Genomic DNA, 21826 nt, shown 5'->3' with positions numbered 1-21826 from the left:
GCCGACGGGCGCCACGTACGTGGCCGAACTCGGCCGGAATGCTCAAATGTGGAGTTTATGGACAGCAGCGGCGAGACGGTGGAGCCCGGCGGACTGCGGCGCAGCCTGGGCGTCCGGGATCTGATGGTCTACGGCCTGCTGTTCATCGCCCCGATGGCGCCGGTCGGCGTGTTCGGGGTGCTGGACGCGAAGAGCCACGGCGCGGTCGCCGCGGTCTACCTCGCGGCGACGGTCGCGATGGGGTTCACCGCGTTCTCGTACGCCCAGATGGTGCGCGCGGTGCCGCGGACCGGATCGGTGTTCGCCTACGCGCGGGCCGGGCTGGGCGAGGGGCCGGGGTTCGTCGCGGGCTGGATGGCGATGCTGGACTACCTGCTGATCCCGGCGGTCGCGTACCTGTTCTCCGGCATCGCGCTGAACTCGCTGGTGCCGGACGTCTCCCGGTGGGTGTGGACGACCCTGGCGGTGCTGGTCACCACGGCGCTGAACCTGGCCGGCGTGCGGACGGCGGCCGTGGTGGGCTTCGCGGTGCTGGCGATGGAGATCGCGGTGCTGGCGGTGTTCCTGGTGGCGGCCGTGGTGGTGCTGGCGCGCGACGGCGCGGCCCGGGACTGGCTCTCGCCGCTGGGCGGGGTCGGGGGCTTCTCCGCCACCGCGGTGCTCTCCGCGGTCAGCGTGGCCGTGCTGTCGTTCCTGGGCTTCGACGCGATCGCCTCCTTCGTGGAGGAGGCGGTGGGCGCCTCGGCCGCGGTCGCCAGGGCGGTGCTGTGGTGCCTGGTGCTGGCCGGGCTGCTGTTCGTCGCGCAGACCTACCTGGCGGCCCTGCTGGAGCCGGACTCCCCGCAGCAGCTGGCGGCCGACCCGGCGGCCCAGGGCGCGGCCTTCTACCGGACGGTCGACACCGCGATCGCGTCCTGGCTGCACACCCTGGTCGCGGTCAGCAAGGCGATCGGCGCCGCCTTCGCGGCGCTGGCCGGGCAGGCCGCGGCGGGCCGGCTGCTGTTCGCGATGGGCCGCGAGGGCCGGCTGCCGCGCCCCCTCGGCACGGTGGACGGCCGGACCGGCGTGCCGCGGCTCGCCCTGCTGACGGCGGCGGTGGTCACGCTGGTCGCGGCGGTCTGGGCGGCCCGCCGCGACGACGGGCTCGACCAGCTGACCTCGGTGGTCGACATCGGCGCGCTGACCGCGTTCGTGCTGCTGCACGCCTCGGTGATCGGGTGGTACACCGTCCGCCACGGCTCCCGGGACCGGCTGCGGCACCTGGTCGTCCCCGCGCTGGGCATCGTGGTGACGGTGGCGGTGATCGTGGAGGCCGCGGACACCGCCCAGTGGGTGGGCGCGGTCTGGCTGGCCGCCGGGCTCGCGGTGCTGTTCGTCCAGGACCGGACCGCTGTCGGCCGGCGGCGCTAGCCTCGTCGGTATGGCCAACACCAGCTCACCCGAAGCCCCGATCCCGGTCGGCAAGGTATCCGCGCTGATCGGCGGCTGGATCGAGCGCCTCGGCGCGGTCTGGGTCGAGGGCCAGATCACCCAGCTGAGCCGCCGTCCGGGCGCGGGCGTGGTGTTCCTGACCCTGCGCGACCCGGAGCGGGACGTCTCGCTGACCGTCACCTGCTTCCGGGCCGTCTTCGAGCAGGTCGCGGACGTGGTGCAGGAGGGCTCGCGGATCGTCCTGCACGCCAGGCCCGAGTGGTACGGCGCGCGCGGCACGCTGTCGCTGCGGGCGAGCGAGATCCGGCTGGTCGGGCTCGGCGAACTGCTCGCCCGGCTGGAGCAGCTCAAGCGCAAGCTCGCCGCCGAGGGCCTGTTCGCGGCCGACCGCAAGCGCCCGCTGCCGTTCCTGCCGCAGTGCGTCGGCCTGGTGACCGGGCGGGGCTCGGCGGCCGAGCGGGACGTCCTGGAGAACGCCAGGCGGCGCTGGCCGGCCGTCCGCTTCGAGGTCCGCAACGTCCCGGTGCAGGGCGCCGCCGCGGTGGCGCAGGTCTCGGCGGCGGTCCGGTCGCTGGACGAGCACCCCGAGGTGGACGTGATCATCGTGGCCCGGGGCGGCGGCAGCGTGGAGGACCTGCTGCCCTTCTCGGACGAGCAGCTGGTGCGGCTGGTCGCGGCCGCCCGGACGCCGGTGGTGAGCGCGATCGGGCACGAGCCCGACCAGCCGCTGCTGGACTTCGTCGCCGACCTGCGGGCCTCGACCCCCACCGACGCCGCCAAACGGGTGGTGCCGGACGTCGGCGAGGAGCTGGCCAAGGTCCGCCAGCTGCGGGACCGGGCCAGGCGCCAGGTCACCGGCCGGGTCGAGCGCGAGCAGCACGGCCTGGACGGCGTGCGCAGCCGCCCGGTGCTGGCCGCGCCGCAGCGGATGCTGGACGGGCGTACGCACGAGGTGACGGCCATGCTGGAGCGGGCCCGGCGCACCCTCGGCCACCGGCTGGACGCCGCCGAGTCGGATCTCGGGCACACCCTGGCCCGGGTGGTGGCGCTCTCCCCGGCCGCGACGCTGGAGCGCGGGTACGCGGTGCTGCAGCGGCCGGACGGCACGGTGGTGACCGATCCGGCCCAGGTCGCGGCGGGCGACGCGCTGCACGCCCGGGTGGCGGCCGGCGGCTTCGGGGTCACGGTCGACCCGGAGGACTGACCCGCCCCGCCGGACCCGCCCCGCCCGACCCGCCCGGCGGCACGCTCATCGGCGCGCCCGCTCGTACGGCCGCCGGTCCGCCCGCGGCCCGGCGCGGCGCCCCGGCGCGGCCGGGTGCCCGGCGCGGCGGCCGTTCTGTCGGCCCCGCCCCCTAGGCTGGCCCCATGGCAGACCAGGAGAACCAGCAGGAGAGCGGACAGCCGCGGACGCCCGACGACGCCCTCGGGTACGAGCACGCCCGGGACGCGCTGCTGGAGGTCGTCCGGCAGCTGGAGACCGGCGGGACGTCGCTGGAGGAGTCGCTGGCGCTCTGGGAGCGCGGGGAGCAGCTGGCGAAGGTCTGCCAGCGCTGGCTGGACGGCGCCCGGGCCAGGCTGGACGCGGCGCTGGCCGCCGAGGAGGCCGCCGGCCAGGGGTGACCGACAAGCGGAGTGACGCGTGTCACATCACCCCCGGGAACAGTTGAATGTTCACTCATGTTGTCAACGGGTGATCGGCTCCCCGGCCGACCCCCCATATCGCTCAGCATGAGGTGCACAAGCATGACGACTGCAGCCAACGACGCTCTGGTGCTCGACGCCGCCGCCCAGGACCTCCTCTTCCGCGAGGCCCGCACGGCCAACACCTTCACCGACGAGCCGGTCAGCGACGAGCAGATCCAGGCCGTCTACGACCTGGTGAAGTACGGCCCGACCGCGTTCAACCAGCAGCCGCTGCGCATCGTCCTGGTCCGCTCGGCCGAGGGCCGCGAGCGCCTGGTCAAGCACATGGCCGACGGCAACAAGCCCAAGACCGCGAGCGCCCCGCTGGTCGCCATCCTGGCCGCCGACAACGAGTTCCACGAGGAGCTGCCCTCGCAGCTCCCGCACTTCCCGCAGGCCAAGGACATGTTCTTCTCCGAGCGCCCGGTGCGTGAGTCCTCCGCCCAGCTCAACGGCGCCCTGCAGGCCGCCTACTTCATCATCGGCGTGCGCGCCGCCGGCTTCGCCGCGGGCCCGATGACCGGCTACGACGCCGACGGCCTGAACAAGGAGTTCTTCGGCGACGGCGACCACTCGGTGCTGGCCGTGGTCAACATCGGCAAGCCGGCCGAGGACGCCTGGTTCCCGCGCTCCCCGCGCCTCGCCTACGACGAGGTCGTCACCACCGTCTGATCCGCCGACCGCCCCCGGGCGGAGCGCGGAAGGGCCCCGGCCGGTCGAGACTCCTCGACCCGGCCGGGGCCCTTCGGCATGCGGTCCGCAGGGCGGACGCGCCTCACTTCAGCGCGTCGGCCAGCTGCTCCAGTTCCTCGTACGAGGCGGTGCCGGTCACCAGCGTGGTCGCGTTGCCGGCCTGGACGGCCAGCGCGCGGGCCTTGCGGCCCTGGACCTTGTCCCAGCTCGCGCCGTCCACCGTCGCGGTGCCGTCCGCCTCGGCCCCGGCCACCATCGCCGCCAGGACGTCCGCGCGCGGCGCGTCGCTCTGCTCGACGGCCGCGTACTGCCCGGACGGGGTCACGAAGCCCAGGTGCCAGGTGTTGTGGCCGTTGTTGCCGGCCCGGCTGCCGTCCCGGTACTCGACCGAGGTGGCCTTCCACTTCTCCGGCAGCCCCTCCGGCGACAGCAGCGGGAACGGCGCGTCCCGCTTGGCGGAGGACGCGGCGGCGCGGTACTCGACCGCGTGGACGCCGTCCCCCTCGGAATGCGGCATGAACGCGTACCCGACCGCGACCACACCACCGATGGCCACCATCGACAGGACCATGTCCCGTACCGTCTGCCGGCCCCTCATGCTGCTCTTCCCTGCCATCCCCACATGGTGACCCATCGCGCCCGGGGCCCCCGCACCCGGGGTACCCGCGAACGGGTGAACAGGGACATACCGCCCCGGGCCGGGCCCAGCGGGGACCCGCGCCACAGACAGTGCTCCGGCAGGAAGATACGATCGCAGCACCCTCACCACGGCGTTCGACCGGGCAGTAGTCGGGCGCTTACCGGCCGTCGCGTACAGAGAGGTATCGACGATGACCACGCACGCGGTACACAGCAACTTCCCGAACACCCTCCCGCAGTCCCTCGAGGTGGCCCCGGAGGCCCCGGACCGCAACCTCGCGCTCGAACTCGTCCGGGTCACGGAGGCCGCCGCGATGGCGGCCGGCCGCTGGGTCGGCCGTGGCGACAAGAACGGCGCCGACGGCGCCGCGGTCAAGGCCATGCGCACCCTCGTCTCCACCGTCTCGATGAACGGCATCGTCGTCATCGGGGAGGGCGAGAAGGACGAGGCCCCGATGCTCTACAACGGCGAGCGGGTCGGCGACGGCACCGGCGCCGAGTGCGACGTCGCGGTGGACCCGGTCGACGGGACCACCCTGACCGCCAAGGGCATGGCCAACGCCGTCGCCGTGCTGGCGGTCGCCGACCGCGGCACCATGTTCGACCCCAGCGCCGTCTTCTACATGGACAAGCTCGTCGCCGGCCCCGAGGCCGCCGAGTTCGTCGACATCACCGCCCCGCCGGCCGTCAACATCCGCCGGGTCGCCAAGGCCAAGGGCAGCGCGGTCGAGGACGTCACCGTGATGATCCTGGACCGCCCCCGCCACGACGACCTGGTCCGCCAGGTCCGCGAGGCCGGCGCCCGGATCAAGTTCATCTCGGACGGCGACGTGGCCGGCGCCATCATGACCGCCCGCGAGGGCACCGGCGTCGACCTGCTGCTCGGCATCGGCGGCACCCCCGAGGGCATCATCGCGGCCTGCGCGATGAAGTGCATGGGCGGGGTCATCCAGGGCCGGCTGTGGCCCAAGGACGACGCCGAGCGGCAGAAGGCCCTCGACGCCGGCCACGACCTGGACCGGGTGCTCACCACCAACGACCTGGTCAGCGGCGAGAACGTGTTCTTCGTGGCGACCGGCATCACCGACGGCGAGCTGCTGCGCGGCGTGCACTACCGCCAGGAGACCGCCACCACCAGCTCGCTGGTGATGCGCTCCAAGAGCGGCACCATCCGGGAGATCCACTCCACCCACAAGCTCTCGAAGCTGCGGGCCTACAGCGCGATCGACTTCGACCGCGCGAACTGACCGGACGGGCGCCGTGGGCGTCCGAGGTCACGGACCGGAGTCCGGACCGGGACGGAAGTCCTGACAGAACGTGAGCAGCGGCCTCGGCGGAATCCCCCTCCGCCGAGGCCGCTGCCGTCTCCGCACCGGTCTTCGGGCTCTCCCCGCCCGGCCCCGCGGCCGCTGCTCCCCGACCACCACGCTCCGGGCCCGGCCCCGCCGGGCGGTCCCGCTCAGCCCGCTATCCGGCGGGCGGCGGGCACCCGGGCGGCCTCGCGGAGCTCCACGTCCCGGCGGCGCCGGCGGGCCAGCACCACCCGGCGCTCGGCGGCCGTCAGACCGCCCCACACCCCGTACGGCTCCGGCTGGACGAGCGCGTGCTCCCGGCACTCCAGCAGGACGGGGCAGCGGGCACAGACCCGCTTGGCCTGCTCCTCCCGGGCCAGCCGGGCCGCCGTGGGCTCCTTGGACGGCGCGAAGAACAGCCCCGCCTCGTCCCGGCAGCAGGCGGCGCCCGTGTGCCAGGGGTTGTCCTCGTCGTGCGACGGCGACGGCGCGGGCTGCGGTGCGGCGGCGACAGGACGAATGGTGCGGGACTCGATCGGATGCAGCACGGCGTACTCCTGACGAGGCTCAGTCTCGGGGGAAGGCTCGCGTCCCTGCCCGGCTGCCCCGTGCCACACCCCCCGGGGCCGGCCCAGGCCGCCTCCGGTGTCACAGCCGTACAAGAAACGATGTGCGTGAGGAACTACCCCGCCCCATCCGGATTCATGCACACCGCACGCAACTGACTACGGAGTGCACTCAAGGCAATGCCGAGTGCCTGCCGGGGAGTTGACGGAGAGTACGGACGGCGGGGGCCACCGACGGGGCTCCCCCACCGCGTACCGCCCCCGCCGTCCGGTCCTGTCGTCTGCTCCGGTCCTGCGTCCTGCTCCCGTCCTGCCCGGGGGTGCCGATCCGTCCCGCTCCCGTCCTGCCCGGGCGTGCCGATCCGTCCCGCTCGTCGTCCGACGCCGGCCGGGACGAGGGCCGGGCTCAGGTGCCGAGCTGCTTGCGCACCCACTCCTTGAGCTTCTTGCCCTTGCGCGGCTTGGCCTCGCAGCCGCCGAACACCGCGGCGCCCTTCACCCGCACCACCGGCGCGTACGGGTCGGCCGCCGTCTGCTCCTTCACGTCGAAGCCGCCGAAGATGCCCACCCCGCCGCCGTGCAGGCTGACGTTCTCCGGCACCTTGATCTCGACCCCGCCGAACACCGCGGCCACCTCGATCACCACCTCGGGCGACTCGAACACCGCGTCCGTCAGGTCGATCTCGATCCCGCCGAACACCGCGACCGCGCGCAGGTGCGAGCCGACCCGCCAGCGGCCCTTGCGGGAGGCCCCGCCGAAGACCGCCAGCATGGTCGGCGCCTCCTGCCGGGCCGGCGGCCGCTGCGATGGCGCCGGGACGCCCAGCGGGGGCTTCTCGAAGGAGATCGTCCCGTGCGCCGGCAGGTCCCGGGTCAGCGGCGCCAGCTCGCCCAGGGTCTTCGCCCCGTACGCCGCCTCGATCCGCTCGGCGTGCTCGTCGACGTCGAGCCGGCCCTCCGCGTAGGCGTCGCGGAGCAGCTCGGCGACCCGCTCGCGGTCCGCGTCCGAGGCGCGCATGTCCGCCTCCGCCACGGGGGCGCCGGCGTCGGTCCGCGCGGGTGCGCGGACCGGCTCGGGCTTGGTCATCGGTACGGGCGCGTGCCCCTGGTCGTCCTGCGGCTGGTCGTCCTGCGACGGCGAGTTGTCCACGGGAAAAGACTAGTCACCGGAGCCCGTCCCGAACGACAGTTCCCCCGGTTTCGCGTGACTCCGGTCACGCAGGCAGACCTGTGCACGTGCGCCGTTCTCCCGCCGCCTACCCTTGAGGGTGCTTCGCCGCCGCAGCCGGATCACCCTAAGGACCGCCCCCATGGCTCCCACGCCAGAGTTCGACTACACCGACCTGCTCCCCCTCGGTGCGGACCCCACCCCCTACCGCAAGATCACCTCCGAGGGCGTCTCCACCTTCGAGGCCGGCGGCCGCCGCTTCCTCAAGGTCGAGCCCGAGGCCCTGCGGCTGCTCACCGCCGAGGCGATGCACGACATCTCGCACTACCTGCGCCCCGCGCACCTCGCCCAGCTGCGCCGCATCCTGGACGACCCCGAGGCCAGCCCCAACGACCGCTTCGTCGCACTGGACCTGCTGAAGAACGTCAACATCTCGGCCGGCGGCATCCTGCCGATGTGCCAGGACACCGGCACCGCGATCGTCATGGGCAAGCGCGGCCAGAACGTCCTCACCGAGGGCCGTGACGAGGCCGCCATCGCCGGCGGCGTCTTCGACGCGTACACCAAGCTCAACCTGCGGTACTCGCAGATGGCCCCGCTGACCATGTGGGACGAGAAGAACACCGGCAGCAACCTGCCCGCCCAGATCGAGCTGTACGCCACCGACGGCGACGCGTACAAGTTCCTGTTCATGGCGAAGGGCGGCGGCAGCGCCAACAAGTCGTACCTGTACCAGGAGACCAAGGCCATCCTCAACGAGGCCTCGATGCTCAACTTCCTGGAGCAGAAGATCCGTTCGCTCGGCACCGCGGCCTGCCCGCCGTACCACCTGGCGATCGTGGTCGGCGGCACCAGCGCCGAGTTCGCGCTGAAGACCGCCAAGTACGCCTCCGCGCACTACCTGGACGAGCTGCCCACCACCGGCTCCGCGAGCGGCCACGGCTTCCGTGACCTGGAGCTGGAGGCCAAGGTCACCGAGCTGACCCAGAAGATCGGCATCGGCGCCCAGTTCGGCGGCAAGTACTTCTGCCACGACGTCCGGGTCATCCGCCTCCCGCGGCACGGCGCCTCGCTGCCCGTCGCGATGGCCGTCTCCTGCTCCGCCGACCGCCAGGCACTCGGCAAGATCACCGCCGAGGGCGTCTTCCTGGAGCAGCTGGAGACCGACCCGGCCAAGTACCTGCCGGACACCACCGACGAACACCTCGACGACGACGTGGTGCGGATCGACCTCGACCAGCCGATGGCCGCGATCCGCGACGAGCTCTCCAAGTACCCGGTGAAGACCCGCCTTTCGCTCACCGGCACGCTCGTGGTCGCCCGCGACATCGCGCACGCGAAGATCAAGGAGCGGCTGGACGCCGGCGAGGGCATGCCCAAGTACCTCCAGGACCACCCGGTCTACTACGCGGGGCCCGCCAAGACCCCCGAGGGCTACGCCTCCGGCTCCTTCGGCCCGACCACGGCCGGCCGGATGGACTCCTACGTCGACCAGTTCCAGGCCGCCGGCGGCTCGATGGTCATGCTCGCCAAGGGCAACCGCTCCAAGCAGGTCACGGACGCCTGCGCCAAGCACGGCGGCTTCTACCTCGGCTCGATCGGCGGCCCCGCCGCCCGCCTCGCCCAGGACTGCATCCGATCGGTCGAGGTCCTGGAGTACGCCGAGCTGGGCATGGAGGCCGTCTGGCGGATCGAGGTCGAGGACTTCCCCGCCTTCGTCGTGGTCGACGACAAGGGCAACGACTTCTTCCGCGAGACCACCGAGGGCCCGCTGATCACCAGCCTGCGGGTCCGCTCGGCGGAGTAGCCCGGCGGGCTCCCGCGGCCCCGGCGGCCTGACGCCGCCGCCCCGGACTCCTGGAGTCCGGGGCGGCGGCGTCGGGTGCGGCGCGCGGGACGGTCCGTCCCGCGGCCCTGCTACGGACGGCTGGTGATCGCACCGAGGGGCTCGAAGACCTCGCCCGACTTGTCACCCTCGGCCGGCACCGGCTCGGCGACCGGCTCCCCGCCGAACAGGTCGTCGAGCCCGGGCTCGACCTCGACCGCCGGGGGGACGTACTCGGTCGCGGGCTGAGTGGTGGCCGCCTGCTGCTCCGGCGTGGCCTGAGGTTCCGGCGTCGTGCTCTCGTTAGTGGCCATGAACGGGCCGCCTTTCGGGTCATCAGATCTCAGTGCGCCCGAACTGATGGTCCGGGCGCCCGGGCAAGTATCGTAGGGGCCGTTAAATGTCTTATAAACATCGTGCCGCTGGTGCTCCGGTCCACCGATTGCGCCCCTCCACCTAAACTGGCGTAGCTACTACGGACCGGCGAGCGTCCTACGCGGGAACCACCAGAAGCCACATCGGGGGAGTACATGGAGCTTCGGGAGACGCCGCACTCAGCGCTGCGCTTCCAGGTGCTCGGCCCGGTTCAAGCCTGGCGCGGTGAACAGGCGCTGTCCCTGGGATCGCCCCAGCAACAGGCCGTCCTCACCGCCCTGCTCCTCCACCACGGCAGGCCCGTCACCACCCAGGACCTCGTCGACGGGCTCTGGGGCGACCGGCCCCCTCCTCAGGCCGTGGCCGCACTGCGCACCTACATCTCCCGCCTCCGGACCGTCATCGAACCGGACCGGGAGACCCGGGCGCCGGCCGCGCTGCTCGTCTCCGTCAGCGACGGGTACGCCCTCCGGATCCCCTCCTCCGCGCTCGACCTGTCGGCCTTCGACGCCGGCTTCGCCGAGGCGATGGGAGCCCGCGCCGCCGGCCGGACCCACGAGGCGCACCGGCAGCTGGTGTCCGCGCTCGCGCTGTGGCGGGGCCGCCCGCTCGCCGGCGTCCCCGGCCCGTACGCCGACGCCCAACGGCTACGACTGGCCGAGCGCCAGGTCACCGCCTGGGAGGAGCGCTGCGCCTCGGCCCTGGACATCGGCCTGCACTCGGAGATCGTTTCGGAGTTGAGCTCCCTCGCGGCCGAACACCCGCTGCGGGAGCGGATCCGCGAACTGCTGATGCTGGCGCTCTACCGCTGCGGACGGCAGGCGGAGTCCCTCGGCGTCTACTCCGACACCCGCAAGCTGCTGATCGAGGAACTCGGCGTGGAGCCGGGCACCGGCCTCGCCCTGATGCACTCGCGCATCCTCTCGGCCGACCCCGCCCTGATGCCCGCACCCGGGTCCGAGGCCCGGCCGGCCGACCGGGACGACGCGCCCCCCTTCACGCCTCCCGCTCAACTCCCGGCCGACGTATCGGACTTCAGCGGCCGCTCCAAGCTCGTCAGCGAGCTGCGCGAAGTGCTCCGCAGTGCGGCGGGACAGGCCGTGGTGGTCACCTCGCTCGCCGGGATCGGCGGCGTGGGCAAGACCACGCTCGCCGTGCACGTGGCGCACAGCGTGCGAAGCGCCTTCCCCGACGGCCAGTTGTACGTCGACCTGCGCGGCGCCGGCGCGTCGCCCGCCGACCCGGCCGTGGTCCTCGGCGACTTCCTCTACTCCCTGGGCGTCACCGAGACCCCGGACTCGCTGGAACAGCGCGCCGCGCTCTACCGCTCGCTCCTCGCCAACCGGCGGATGCTCATCCTGCTCGACAACGCCCAGGACGCACAGCAACTGACGCCGCTGATCCCGGGCGTGTCCGGCTGCGCGGTGCTGGCCACCAGCCGCTCCCGCCTGGCGGGGATCCCCGGGGCCCACCTGGTCGACGTGGAGGAACTCAGCCCCGAGGAGGCCCTCGGCCTGTTCTCCGCCATCGTGGGCGAACAGCGGGTCGCCGCGGAGCCCGACGCGTCCCTGGCGGTGGTGAAGGCGTGCGGGTTCCTCCCGCTCGCCGTGCGCATCGCCGCCGCCCGGCTGGCCAGCCGGCCCCGCTGGAGCGTGTCCGACCTGGCCCGCCGCTTAGCGAACCAGCGGCAGCGGCTGGCCGAACTGCAGCTCGGCAACCTGGCCGTGGAGACCACCATCGGGCTCGGGTACGGACAGCTGCGGCCCGAGGAGGCCCGCGCCTTCCGCCTGCTGTCCCTGGTGGACTCCCCCGATCTGCCGCTGAGTGCGGTGGCGGCCCTGCTGGGACTCGACGAGGGCCGCGCCGAGGCGCTGGCGGAAGCCTTGGTCGAGGCCAACATGCTGGAGTGCTACTCCCCCGGACGCTACCGCTACCACGACCTGCTGCGGCTGTACGCGCAGCAGCAGAACGAGAAGCTGGCCGACACCGAGCAGCAGCAGGCCGCCGTCCTGCGGCTGCTCGACCTGCTGCTCGCCACGCTGCTGAACGCGGCGCAGGCCATCGAGCCCGAGGACCTCCTGCCGGAACCCCTGAACAAGCTGGTCTCCAGCGGCATCGGTTTCGGCACCGGCCCGGCCGCCCAGCTCTGGCTGCGGGCGGAGACGGCGCTGCTGCTGAGCACCGTCGAGGCGGCCGTCCGGGCGCCGTCCGGAATGCTGCGTCCGGCGGTGGACCTGCTGATCGTGCTGAACAGCATGGTCGAGGACCCGACGCACGGCCAGCGCATCCGGCAGATCCTGGAGACCGCCTACGTCGAGGCCAAGGCGCACGGTGACACCGCCGCGCTGGCCCGGGTGCGCTTCGCCCAGGGCTTCCTGCAGCATCTGACCAGCGAGTTCCACAACGCCGAGGTGTCCCTGCGGGAGAGTCTGAGCCTTCAGGGCGAGGACGACGTCACGATGCTGCGGTCCATGGTCGCGAACCTCCTCGGCATCATGCTCAGCATCGCGAACCGGCCCGCCGAGGCGCTCCCGTTCTTCGGGCAGGCGCTGGCGATCAGCCGGGTGATCGGTGCGCCGAGCGGCGAGGCCAGGCTGCTCGGCAACATCGCCCGCGCCCAACTGGACGTCGGGCAGACCGTGGACGCGGTCAAGTCCGTGCACGAGGCCGTCGCCACGGCCCGTACCTCCGGCAACGCCCCCTGCCTGGCCGACACCGTGTACCAGCTCGGCGTCGTGCTGCTCTCGACCGGGGACCCGGGCGGGGCCGCCGTCCACCTGCGGGAGGCGCACCAGCTCTACCAGTCCCAGCAGAACCGGCTGCGGGAGGCCTACACCCTGACCCGCCTCGCCAGCAGCCTGCTCGCCGACCGGCAGGTGCCGGCGGCGGCCGAGGCCGCCGAGGAGTCGCTGGCGATCGCGCAGGAGATGGACTCCGCCTACTGCCAGGGCCTGGCCAACGCCGCCCTCGGCGAGGCACTGCTCCAGCTCGCGCAGCCCGCCCGTGGGCTGGCCTGTCTCCAGGAGGCGTACGCCATCTTCACCCGGCTCGGTGTGCCTGAGGCCTCCCCCGTGCTGGACCTCGTCTCCCGACAGCAGCAGCACACCGAGCCTTCCTCTCCCCCGGCGCCGTAGCCCTCCACCCCCGTCCCCCGACAGGAGGGCCCCTCCCCCGGTCGCGTGTGCGGTGTCCCCGCAGCCCCCCGGCTGCGGGAACACCGTCGACGCTTCCCCGGCGCTGGATCCACTGTGCACCCCGGTGATTGACGTTCGATAAACGCCGCATCGGCGCGGGAAACCGCAGGTGGGAGGCGTTGGACGGGCGCGCCATGCGGCGTGCGGGCGCGATCCGCACCACCCCGGACTGCTTCTGCACGCTGCCGCCGCCCGGGCCGGATCGGCCCTTCGGCCACGAGTTGGCCAAAAAGGAGCCCCACGGCGTAGTGATCACGCATATTCTCAAGGATCAGTGCATACAACAGGCAGTCAGAAGCGCACCGGGCCCGGCCGGACCACGGCCGGCCAGGCAGCACGGAGTGACGCAGGGAGCGTGACAGACCGCCACCGGCAGTAGGCCGGCGAGGAAGTAGGGCGCCGGCGAAGGCGGCGCCCGGCCTCGTACTGCCGGCCGGCGGCCAGGGTGGAAGGGTGCCTCGCAATCGTGACGACCGGACAGATCTCCGATCCGACGCCCGCCGGCGCGTCGTGCGACGCCCCGCCGCGCGGATCGCGGCCCGCCGCCACCGGCCCCTCCGTCACCAGTCCCTCTGCCAGCGGCTCCACCGCACCGGGCGGCACCGCCTCCGCCGGCACCTCGTCCACCGGCACCGCACCCGCCGCCCTCCTGAGTTCCGTCACCTCCGGCCCCCCTGCCGCCGGCCCCCCTCCCGCCGGCAGCGCCGAGGAGCTGCGCCGCCGCGGCGTACGGGCCCTGCAGGCCGTCGCCTTCGACGGCATCGGCACCGGCTACGACGAGGTCTTCCCGGCCAAGGGCGGCCAACTGGCCTGCGGCGAGTGGCTGCTGGGCGAGCTGGAGCCCGGCGCCGAGGTGCTGGACGTCGGCTGCGGGACGGGCGAGCCGACCGCCGCCCGGCTGGTGGCCGGCGGCCTGCGGGTCACCGGCATCGACCTCTCCGACGGGATGCTGGCGCTGGCCCGCCGCACCGTCCCGGAGGCCGTCCACCACCGGATCGACATGTACGACCTGGCGACCGAGCGGGCCGCCACCGTCTGGGACCTGCCGGGCCTGGGGCCCGCCGGGGCCGGCCGGTTCGCGGCCGCGACGGCGTTCTTCTCCCTGATCCTGCTGCCGCAGGACGAAGTCCCGACCGTGCTGCGGCGGATCCGCCGGCTTCTGCGCCCCGGCGGCCTGCTGGCCCTCGGCATGGTGGAGGCCGATCTCGACCATGCCGCCCTGCCCTTCCTCGGCACCACGCTGAGAATCACCGGCTACCTGCGCGAGGACCTCGAACGGGTGCTCACCGGCGCGGGGTTCGCCGTCCAGGAGCAGTTCGGGATGCCGTACGCGCCGGCCAGCACCTCACTGCCGCCGGAGGAGCAGCTGTTCCTGCGCTGTCGGCGCGTCGGCTGAGCCGGCGCCGGCCACCGCACCCGGCCGGCGCGGCCACCAGACCCGATTCCTCCCACTACCCCCAGGACAGGCAGCCGTGCGCGACCAGCTCAAGCCCGAGACCGGGCAGCCACCTGCCGTGCCGGCGCAGCGGCGCCCGCCCCCGGGCGGCGCCGATCCGAACGACGGCGAGGAGTCCGACGGCGTGGCCGGGCAGGTGGCCGAGCGGCTCGCCTACCTGGACGCCGCCACCCGCCGGATCAACAGCGCCCTGGACCTCGCCTCCACGCTGCGCAACCTGTGCCGGGTGCTGGTCCCCGCGCTGGCCGACGGCGCCGTGGTCCACCTGCGCGAGCCGCTCCCGAACGTCGAGCGCGACCCGGGCTGCCCGACCCGGTTGCGCATCCACCACAGCCACGGCACCCGGCTCGGGCGCCGCTCCGGTGCCGGGCCCAGCACGCCCGTCCCGCCGGACGGCGCGCTCTGCCGGGCGATGCTCAGTCGCGACCCGGTCGAGCCGGCGGTGATCGGGACCAGCACGGACGCCCGGATCCGGCCGCTGCTGCGGGAGTTGTACGGCTCCCGGACGGCCGGACGGCTGACGGCCGGCACCTCGGTGCTGGCCCTGCCGCTGCGCGGGCGCAAGGCGGTGCTCGGCCTGCTGGTGCTGATCCGCCGCCCGCCGAAGGGAGCGGCCGGCGGCGTCGAGGAGCCCGGGCCGACCGGCCCCACCGAGCCCGTCGACGGCCCAGCCCTCGCCGCCGGACCGGCGGACCCGGCCGGCGCCGGCGACCCCGACGGCCGGGGGCACGGCCGCTTCGACCCGGCCGACACCGCCACCGCCTCGCACCTCGCCACCCAGGCCGGCCTCGCCGTCGACACCGCGCTGCGCTACTCCCGCGAGTGGGAGATCGCCGACGAGTTGCAGCGCAGCATGCTGCCCACCCACCTGCCGCAGCCGCACGGCGTCCGGCTGGCGCACCGCTACCTGCCGGGCGAGCGCGGCGCGCAGGTCGGCGGCGACTGGTACGACGCGGTGCCGCTGCCGGGCAACCGGGTGGCGCTGATCGTCGGCGACGTGATGGGCCACTCGCTCACCTCGGCCGCCATCATGGGCCAGCTGCGGACCAGCGCGCAGACCCTGGCCGCCCTCGACCTGCCCCCGCACGAGGTGCTGTACCACCTGGACGAACAGGCCCAACGCCTCGGCCGTGAACAGCACCTGGCCACCTGCGTGTACGCGGTCTACGACCCGATCGCCAACCGGGTGGTGCTGGCCAACGCCGGCCACGTCCCGCCCGTGCTGGTCCAGCCGGACGGCCGCGCCGACCTGCTGGACCTGCCGTCCGGCGCGCCGATCGGGGTCGGCGGCATCGACTTCTCCTCGGTGGAGCTGCCGGCCCCGCCGGGCTCCGCCCTGCTGCTGTTCACCGACGGCCTGGTGGAGACCCGCCGCCGCCCGATCAGCACCGGCCTGGAACTGCTCCGGGCCCGGCTCGCCACCTCGCACCGGCACTCGCCGGAGCACCTGTGCCAGGACGCCCTGCGGATCCTGCCGCCGGGCGACCGCGGCGACGACATCGCGCTGCTCGCGGCCTCCTTCGACGGCATCCCGGCCGAGGACGTCGCGCACTGGTACCTGCAGCCCCGGCACGAGACGCCCGGCCGGGCCCGCCGGCTGGCCGCGCACACGCTGCGCCGCTGGGGGCTGGAGCACCTCACCGAGTCGACCGAGCTGATGGTCAGCGAGCTGGTCACCAACGCCGTCCAGCACGCGACCCGCCCGGTGACGCTCAGCATGGTCCGCACCTCGCGGCTGCGCTGCGAGGTCGGCGACGACAGTCCGCTGCTGCCGCGCCGGCGCCGGGCCGCGCCGGACGAGGAGCGCGGCCGGGGCCTGCAGATAGTGGCCCGCTGCGCGGACCGCTGGGGGGCGACCCGGCTGGGCGCGGGCAAGGTCGTCTGGTTCGAGCAGCGGCTGCCGTAGGCCGGGCGCGCGGCCTGGCCGGCGAGGCGGGCGGCTACTCCACGATCCGGACCGGGAGCTCCCGCAGGGCGTCCCGCAGGGTGGCCGCGAAGCGGTCGTACTCGGCGGTGCGGGCGGAGCCCGGGCGGGTGGCCAGGCCGATCCGGCGGCCGGGGGCCGGATCGGCGAAGCGGACCGAGGCCAGCCGGTCGGTCCGGCCCGCCTCGACGTCCAGGGCGGTGGCCGGCAGCAGGGTGACCCCGAGGCCGCCCGCCACCAGCTGGACCAGGGTGGAGAGGCCGGCGGCCCGGGTGCTGCCGCCCTGCGGGAGGTCGGCGCCGGCCTCGCGGCAGATGTCCAGGGCCTGGTCCCGCAGGCAGTGGCCCTCCTCCAGCAGGAGCACGTCCAGGTCGAGCAGGACGTCGCGCGGCACGCCCGCCCGGCCGGCCAGCGGGTGTCCGGGCGGGGTGACCAGGACGAAGTCCTCGTCGAAGAGCGGGATGTCCCGGGTGGGCGAGCTGCCGCCGGAGGGCAGCGCGAGCAGCAGGACGTCCAGCCGGCCGGCCGCCAGTCCGTCCAGCAGCGAGGGGGTGCGCTCCTCGTGGACGTGCAGTTCGAGGTCGGGGTAGCTGGTGCGGACCAGTCGCAGCAGGGCGGGCAGCAGGTACGGCGCGACGGTCGGGATGACGCCGAGGTGCAGCGGTCCGGTGAACGGGCGGCGGGCCGCCTCCACCTCCTCGGTGAGGGCGTGCAGCGAGGACAGCACCCGGCGCGCGTGGTCGAGGACACGCTCGCCCAGTGGGGTGATGATGACCTTGCGGGTCGTACGCTCCACGAGCTGTGCGCCCAGCGCCTCCTCCAGTGCGGCGACCGCCCCGGACAGGGCCGGCTGGCTGGTGCCGCTGGCCGCCGCGGCGTCCCGGAAGTGCCGGTGCTCGGCCACCGCCGCGAAGGCCCTGAGCTGGGCGACCGTGGGTGTGCGGGGCCCCCGCGGGGCGCTGCCGGCTGTGCCGCTCGCCACACCGGCGTCGGGTTTGCGCGGCCGGCCCCGGCGAGGGTCGGGCTGCTGGGTATTGATAGCTCTCTCCGATCAGATGAATCGAGTCTAGCTATTTCCGCGATCAGTGCCCGTCGTGTCACTGTGGATCACGTCCGGAACTGTCGAATCATAGGCAATACGGGCAGACACCCTCAGATCTCACACCCAGGAGAAGCGAACATGCTCACGATCGGTGACCAGTTCCCCGCCTACGACCTCAAGGGCGTCGAGGGGCCTTCCGCTGACAAGCTGGAGTTCAAGGACTACTCGTCGGCGGACAGCAACGGTTGGTCGGTCGTCTTCTTCTGGCCGATGGACTTCACCTTCGTCTGTCCGACCGAGATCGCCGCGTTCGGCAAGCTGAACGAGGAGTTCGCCGACCGCGACGCCCGGATCCTCGGCGTCTCCGGCGACTCCGAGTTCGTCCACCACGCCTGGCGCAGGGACCACAAGGACCTCGGCGACCTGCCCTTCCCGATGCTGGCCGACGTCAAGCACGAGCTGATGCGGGCCTGCGGCGTCGAGGGCGCGGACGGCACCGCCCAGCGCGCGGTGTTCATCGTGGACCCGAATAACGAGATCCAGTTCGTCATGGTGACCGCCGGCTCGGTCGGCCGTAACCCCAAGGAGGTCCTGCGGGTGCTGGACGCCCTGCAGACCGACGAGCTGTGCCCGTGCAACTGGAACAAGGGCGAGGCCACCCTGGACGCCGACCAGCTGCTGGCGGGCTGACCCATGGCCCTCGACGACCTGAAGGCGGCACTCCCCGAGTACGCCAAGGACCTCAAGCTCAACCTGAGCGCGGTCATAGGCAACTCCGACCTCCCCGCCCAGCAGCTCTGGGGCACCGTGCTGGCCTGCGCGATGGCCACCCGCAGCCCCTCCGTGCTGCGCGAGCTGGAGCCCGAGGCCAAGGCCAACCTCACCCCGGCGGCGTACAACGCCGCCAAGGGCGCGGCCGCGGTGATGGGGATGAACAACGTCTACTACCGGACGCTGCACCTGCTCTCCGACAAGGAGTACAGCAGCATGCGGGCCGGCCTGCGGATGAACATCATCGGCACCCCGGGCGTCGAGAAGGCCGACTTCGAGCTCTGGTGCTTCGCGGTCTCCGCGATCAACGGCTGCGGCCAGTGCCTCGACTCGCACGAGGCCGTGCTCCGCAAGCACGGTGTCGAGCGCGAGGTGATCCAGGCCTCGATGAAGATCGCCGCCATCCTCCAGGGCGTCGCCGCGACCCTCGACTCCGAGGCCGTCCTCGCGGGCGTCACCGCCTGACGCACCGCCCACGCGCACACCTGGGCACCGAAGGGCCCGCCGGATCGGCGGGCCCTTCGGCATGCGCGGCCCCAGGGGGGAGGCCGGCCGGTCAGCGGCCGGCCGGCGACCGCTGCTCGGAGCCCGTCGCCGGCTCGCCGGCCGTCCGGGCGGCCGCCGCCTCCCGGGCCGCCTCCAGGGCGACGAAGACCTCCTGGCCGGCCTCGTTGCGGCGGCGCAGGTGGGTGACCACGGTGTTGGTGACGGCGATCAGCGGGACGGCCACGATGGCGCCGCCGATGCCGCCGACGATCGAGCCGGCCGCGACCCCGAGCACCACGCCGAGCGGGTGCACCCGGACGGCCCGGCCGAGGATCAGCGGCTGCAGGACGTGCCCCTCGATCTGCTGGACGGCGACCAGGACCACCAGCACCATGAGCGCCGTGAACGGACCCTCGGTGACCGCCGCGATCAGCACCGCGATGGTGCCGGTGACCAGCGCCCCGACCAGCGGGACGAACGCCCCCAGGAAGATGATCACCGCCAGCGGCAGCGCCAGCGGGACACCCAGCAGCTCGATGCCGATCCCGATGCAGACCGCGTCGATGAAGGCCACGCAGACGGTGCCCCGGACGTACGCGGTGAGCGTCGCCCAGGCCTTGGGGCCGGCGCCGGCCATCGCGTAGCGCGAGTGCCGGGGCAGGCCGCGCAGCGCCCAGTTCCAGATCTTCTCGCCGTCGTACAGCAGGAAGAAGGTGGTGAAGAAGGCGAGCAGCATGGCGGTCAGCACCTCGACGGCGATCTGCGCGCCGGTGATGCCCGCGGAGGTGATCTGCTCCGAGTTGGCGTTGATCGCGGTGGTGATCTGCTTCGCGAAGTCGTTGATCTGCTGCTGGGTCAGGTGCAGCGGCCCGGTGACCAGCCAGTCCCGGAGCTTGTCGACGCCGTCCTGGACCCGGACGGTGACCGACGGGAGGTTGGTGGTCACCTGCCAGACCACGAACCAGCCGACCAGGCCGATGCCGGCCAGGCCGCTGAGGAAGGTGCCGGCGGCGGCCAGCGAGCGCGGCACCCCGCGCCGGCGCAGCCAGGAGACGGTGGGCTCCAGCAGGGCCGAGATCAGCAGCGAGGCGAGCACCGCGAAGGCGACCAGGCGCAGCATGTCGACGACCCGGAAGAGCACGTACAGGGCGGCGCCCAGCAGCAGCAGCCGCCAGGTCGACTCGGCGGCCACCCGCAGGCCCCACGGGACGGCCTCCGCCGGGGTGGCGGGGCGGCCGGGGTGCACCTCGCGGCCGAAGGCGCCGTGGGTGGGCAGGTAGGGCGCCGGGGGCGCCTCGGCCTCGGGCCGCCGGGGTGGCGGGACCTGTTCCTCGACCACGGCCGGGCCGGCGGGCAGCGCCTCGGGCCGCCCGGCCGGTTCGGCGGCGATCGCCGCCCGCCGGCGCCGCTCGATCCCGGCGGCCGCGCGCGCCACCAGGGCCAGTCCGGCGGCCGCCGCCTTCAACGCTTTTCCGCCCCGTGCCATCTCGACCTACCACCGCTCCCCGTCGGACCGCCGTCCCGGCGGTGCGCCGTGGGTGTTGCCACGGCCGTCGGTGAAGACGCTACCCGCCCGGTGCGGGGCGAGTCCGGGTGGCCGGTGGGTTACCGCCCCCAGGGGGTGGACCTGACGCGGGACGATCGTCACAAACCCGTCGAAAGGGGTGGTTTCAGGCACCCGGGGGCAGGGGAGGTACCCGAACGAGGGAGCACTCCGGGCCTGCGGCCGAGCCGAAGCCGGGAGTGGTCCGTCGGACCAACCGCCGGCGGACCGGCCGGTGCGGGAAGCAACCAGGACCCCTTCCCGCGCCCCGCGTCCGCACCCAGGACCGCACCGTCCGCGCGCACTGGTCAGCGCAGCCCGGGCGGCGCGGCCCGCCCGACGGAGGTCCTCGCACCATGGAGCGCCGGGAAACGGCGAGACCCCCGACCGTACGGTCGGGGGTCTCGCCGGACAGCGTCGGGGCCGGCCGGCGGAAGCCGCCGGACGGCTCCTGGCACCGGGGCGGGTGCCGGGTACCGGTGGCCTAGTACCAGTGGTGCGACTGCCAGAACGACCAGGCGCCGCAAGGGCTGCCGTAGCGGCTGTTCATGTAGCCGAGACCCCACTTGATCTGGGTCGCGGGGTTGGTGCGCCAGTCGGCGCCGGCCGAGGCCATCTTGCTGCCGGGCAGCGCCTGGACCAGGCCGTAGGCGCCGGAGCTGGCGTTGGTGGCCGTGTAGTTCCAGCCGCTCTCGCGCTTCACGATCTGGCTGAAGCACTGGAACTGCGTGTCGTTCCCGATGATCTGCTGGGCGAGCTCCTGCACCGAACCCGGGCTGACCGAGACCGGCGGGGCCGAGCTCTCGACCGCGGCCATCGCCGAGCGTGCCTTGGAGCGGTTAGCGGCGGCCTCGTCGGCCTTCCGCTTCTCCTCGGCGGCCTGGGCGGCCTGCGCGGCGGCCTTCTCCGCGTCCGCCTTGGCCTGGGCGTCGGCCGCGGCCTTCTGGCGCGCGGCTTCCTCCGCGGCCTTCTTGGCGGCAGCGTCGGCGGAGGCCTGCTGGGCGGAGGCCTGGTGGCTGAAGTTGTCGCTTATGGTCTGCGCCTGGGCGCCTGAGGGGACGTCGGCAAGCAGGGTCGCGCCTGCGACATCGACCGTCTGAGCGGCCTTGCCCTCGCTGCCCGAGGCCACACCCGCGACGGCACCGACTGCGGTGACGACGGTGGCGGAGGCCACAGCGACTCCCCGGACCGAGATCCGAGTCACATGGTTTCCTTCCAGCATCGCCCACGCGTGACCGTACGGGCGCAACATGCCCCTTGGCACTGTCCTCCGCCGAGCTGGTCACGGGAGGTGCTGGCCCGGCGCCCGGCCGAGGTGGTCGGCAGGACGTGTGAATCGGGCGGCGTACGGCTCAGGTTTTCAGTTGTCCTCCCACCGACCGGAGTTGGCGGGCATTTCGCACACATCGTCACCGTCTGGGTGACGCGGACCCCGGCGAAGGGGCCCTGTCGTGCCGTACGCGGGGCCTGACAGGGAACTCACCATGCCGCACCGGGCATCTCCGGCGCAATTCCCGTCTGCGTGGCGCATCTCACAATCCTCCGGGGCGAGAATTTTCGCCGTTCGGCGGACAGCGGGCGGTCCGATGTGATGACAAACGAGGGGCCCGCCCTCTCAAGGGCGGGCCCCACTATGCGAATTGACCACCTATGACCCACTACATCCGATTTGTCCCTAGGGCTGGATGTCCTCCAGCATCTCGGTGACGAGGGCGGCGATCGGGGAGCGCTCGGA

The 21826-nt window shown here is 73.5% G+C and carries 18 protein-coding genes; 11 read left to right on the top strand and 7 right to left on the bottom strand.

Annotation, left to right across the window (positions count from 1 at the left end; genetic code table 11):
- Positions 1–57 precede the first annotated feature (57 nt).
- From IE329_RS32090 to IE329_RS32075, 4 genes are all read left to right on the top strand, one after another.
- Complete coding sequence (locus IE329_RS32090; protein WP_190214540.1) at positions 58–1410, top strand: APC family permease; 1353 nt, start codon at positions 58–60, stop codon at positions 1408–1410.
- A gap of 10 nt (positions 1411–1420) precedes the next feature.
- Positions 1421–2635 carry an exodeoxyribonuclease VII large subunit gene (gene xseA / locus IE329_RS32085; protein WP_190214539.1) on the top strand — a complete coding sequence of 405 codons (1215 nt, stop codon included), beginning with the start codon at positions 1421–1423 and terminating at the stop codon, positions 2633–2635.
- A 164-nt stretch (positions 2636–2799) separates the two neighbouring features.
- Positions 2800–3054 carry an exodeoxyribonuclease VII small subunit gene (locus tag IE329_RS32080; RefSeq protein ID WP_190214538.1) on the top strand — a complete coding sequence of 85 codons (255 nt, stop codon included), beginning with the start codon at positions 2800–2802 and terminating at the stop codon, positions 3052–3054.
- 123 nt (positions 3055–3177) lie between these two features.
- Positions 3178–3789, top strand: a complete 612-nt coding sequence (locus IE329_RS32075; protein ID WP_073926306.1) for a malonic semialdehyde reductase — start codon at positions 3178–3180, stop codon at positions 3787–3789.
- A gap of 103 nt (positions 3790–3892) precedes the next feature.
- On the opposite strand, the gene IE329_RS32070 is transcribed toward IE329_RS32075, so the two are convergent.
- Complete coding sequence (locus IE329_RS32070) at positions 3893–4426, bottom strand: DUF4245 domain-containing protein (RefSeq protein WP_190214537.1); 534 nt, start codon at positions 4424–4426, stop codon at positions 3893–3895.
- A gap of 214 nt (positions 4427–4640) precedes the next feature.
- Between IE329_RS32070 and glpX the strand changes: the two genes are divergently transcribed.
- Complete coding sequence (gene glpX, locus IE329_RS32065) at positions 4641–5696, top strand: class II fructose-bisphosphatase (protein ID WP_073926308.1); 1056 nt, start codon at positions 4641–4643, stop codon at positions 5694–5696.
- A 212-nt stretch (positions 5697–5908) separates the two neighbouring features.
- On the opposite strand, the gene IE329_RS32060 is transcribed toward glpX, so the two are convergent.
- The gene (locus IE329_RS32060) at positions 5909–6289 is read right to left on the bottom strand and encodes a WhiB family transcriptional regulator (protein WP_190214536.1); all 381 of its coding nucleotides are present in this window, start codon (positions 6287–6289) and stop codon (positions 5909–5911) included.
- A gap of 424 nt (positions 6290–6713) precedes the next feature.
- Positions 6714–7457 carry a DUF1707 SHOCT-like domain-containing protein gene (locus IE329_RS32055; protein WP_373311359.1) on the bottom strand — a complete coding sequence of 248 codons (744 nt, stop codon included), beginning with the start codon at positions 7455–7457 and terminating at the stop codon, positions 6714–6716.
- A 160-nt stretch (positions 7458–7617) separates the two neighbouring features.
- On the opposite strand from IE329_RS32055, the gene IE329_RS32050 reads away from it, so the two are divergent.
- Positions 7618–9282, top strand: coding sequence for a fumarate hydratase (locus IE329_RS32050; RefSeq protein ID WP_190214535.1), 1665 nt, complete (start codon positions 7618–7620; stop codon positions 9280–9282).
- Between the two features lie 110 nt (positions 9283–9392).
- Here IE329_RS32050 and IE329_RS32045 read toward each other — a convergent pair whose 3' ends face one another.
- Entirely contained in the window at positions 9393–9614 is a 222-nt protein-coding gene (locus tag IE329_RS32045) for a hypothetical protein (protein ID WP_190214534.1), read from the bottom strand.
- Positions 9615–9830: 216 nt separating this feature from the next.
- Between IE329_RS32045 and IE329_RS32040 the strand changes: the two genes are divergently transcribed.
- From IE329_RS32040 to IE329_RS32030, 3 genes are all read left to right on the top strand, one after another.
- Positions 9831–12809, top strand: a complete 2979-nt coding sequence (locus tag IE329_RS32040) for an AfsR/SARP family transcriptional regulator (protein WP_190214533.1) — start codon at positions 9831–9833, stop codon at positions 12807–12809.
- Positions 12810–13335: 526 nt separating this feature from the next.
- Positions 13336–14265 carry a class I SAM-dependent methyltransferase gene (locus IE329_RS32035; RefSeq protein ID WP_308438421.1) on the top strand — a complete coding sequence of 310 codons (930 nt, stop codon included), beginning with the start codon at positions 13336–13338 and terminating at the stop codon, positions 14263–14265.
- 76 nt (positions 14266–14341) lie between these two features.
- The gene (locus IE329_RS32030; RefSeq protein WP_229927938.1) at positions 14342–16231 is read left to right on the top strand and encodes an ATP-binding SpoIIE family protein phosphatase; all 1890 of its coding nucleotides are present in this window, start codon (positions 14342–14344) and stop codon (positions 16229–16231) included.
- Positions 16232–16265: 34 nt separating this feature from the next.
- On the opposite strand, the gene IE329_RS32025 is transcribed toward IE329_RS32030, so the two are convergent.
- Positions 16266–17231 carry a LysR substrate-binding domain-containing protein gene (locus IE329_RS32025; protein ID WP_190214532.1) on the bottom strand — a complete coding sequence of 322 codons (966 nt, stop codon included), beginning with the start codon at positions 17229–17231 and terminating at the stop codon, positions 16266–16268.
- Positions 17232–17429: 198 nt separating this feature from the next.
- Between IE329_RS32025 and IE329_RS32020 the strand changes: the two genes are divergently transcribed.
- Together IE329_RS32020 and IE329_RS32015 are read left to right on the top strand one after the other, a co-directional pair.
- Positions 17430–17981 (top strand): peroxiredoxin, encoded by a 552-nt coding sequence (locus IE329_RS32020; RefSeq protein ID WP_190214531.1) that lies wholly within the window; start codon positions 17430–17432, stop codon positions 17979–17981.
- A gap of 3 nt (positions 17982–17984) precedes the next feature.
- Positions 17985–18527: an alkyl hydroperoxide reductase gene (locus tag IE329_RS32015; RefSeq protein WP_190214530.1), complete on the top strand. Its 543-nt coding sequence runs from the start codon at positions 17985–17987 to the stop codon at positions 18525–18527.
- Between the two features lie 91 nt (positions 18528–18618).
- On the opposite strand, the gene IE329_RS32010 is transcribed toward IE329_RS32015, so the two are convergent.
- Positions 18619–20013, bottom strand: coding sequence for an AI-2E family transporter (locus IE329_RS32010; protein WP_229927937.1), 1395 nt, complete (start codon positions 20011–20013; stop codon positions 18619–18621).
- Between the two features lie 562 nt (positions 20014–20575).
- Positions 20576–21295 (bottom strand): aggregation-promoting factor C-terminal-like domain-containing protein, encoded by a 720-nt coding sequence (locus IE329_RS32005; RefSeq protein WP_461782309.1) that lies wholly within the window; start codon positions 21293–21295, stop codon positions 20576–20578.
- Positions 21296–21826 lie beyond the last annotated feature (531 nt).

Origin of the sequence: Kitasatospora indigofera, assembly GCF_014655955.1 — a bacterium.
Classification (GTDB): Bacteria; Actinomycetota; Actinomycetes; order Streptomycetales; family Streptomycetaceae; genus Kitasatospora; species Kitasatospora indigofera.
This window is presented reverse-complemented; position numbering and strand designations above follow the sequence as displayed.

Bases quoted from the DNA above. Each gene is read 5' to 3' on its own strand.
- IE329_RS32090 (WP_190214540.1), top strand. From the start codon at position 58: ATGGACAGCAGCGGCGAGACGGTGGAGCCCGGCGGACTGCGGCGCAGC.
- xseA (WP_190214539.1), top strand. From the start codon at position 1,421: ATGGCCAACACCAGCTCACCCGAAGCCCCGATCCCGGTCGGCAAGGTA.
- IE329_RS32040 (WP_190214533.1), top strand. From the start codon at position 9,831: ATGGAGCTTCGGGAGACGCCGCACTCAGCGCTGCGCTTCCAGGTGCTC.
- IE329_RS32080 (WP_190214538.1), top strand. From the start codon at position 2,800: ATGGCAGACCAGGAGAACCAGCAGGAGAGCGGACAGCCGCGGACGCCC.
- IE329_RS32050 (WP_190214535.1), top strand. From the start codon at position 7,618: ATGGCTCCCACGCCAGAGTTCGACTACACCGACCTGCTCCCCCTCGGT.
- IE329_RS32045 (WP_190214534.1), bottom strand. From the start codon at position 9,614: ATGGCCACTAACGAGAGCACGACGCCGGAACCTCAGGCCACGCCGGAG.
- IE329_RS32075 (WP_073926306.1), top strand. From the start codon at position 3,178: ATGACGACTGCAGCCAACGACGCTCTGGTGCTCGACGCCGCCGCCCAG.
- IE329_RS32020 (WP_190214531.1), top strand. From the start codon at position 17,430: ATGCTCACGATCGGTGACCAGTTCCCCGCCTACGACCTCAAGGGCGTC.
- IE329_RS32015 (WP_190214530.1), top strand. From the start codon at position 17,985: ATGGCCCTCGACGACCTGAAGGCGGCACTCCCCGAGTACGCCAAGGAC.
- glpX (WP_073926308.1), top strand. From the start codon at position 4,641: ATGACCACGCACGCGGTACACAGCAACTTCCCGAACACCCTCCCGCAG.
- IE329_RS32070 (WP_190214537.1), bottom strand. From the start codon at position 4,426: ATGGCAGGGAAGAGCAGCATGAGGGGCCGGCAGACGGTACGGGACATG.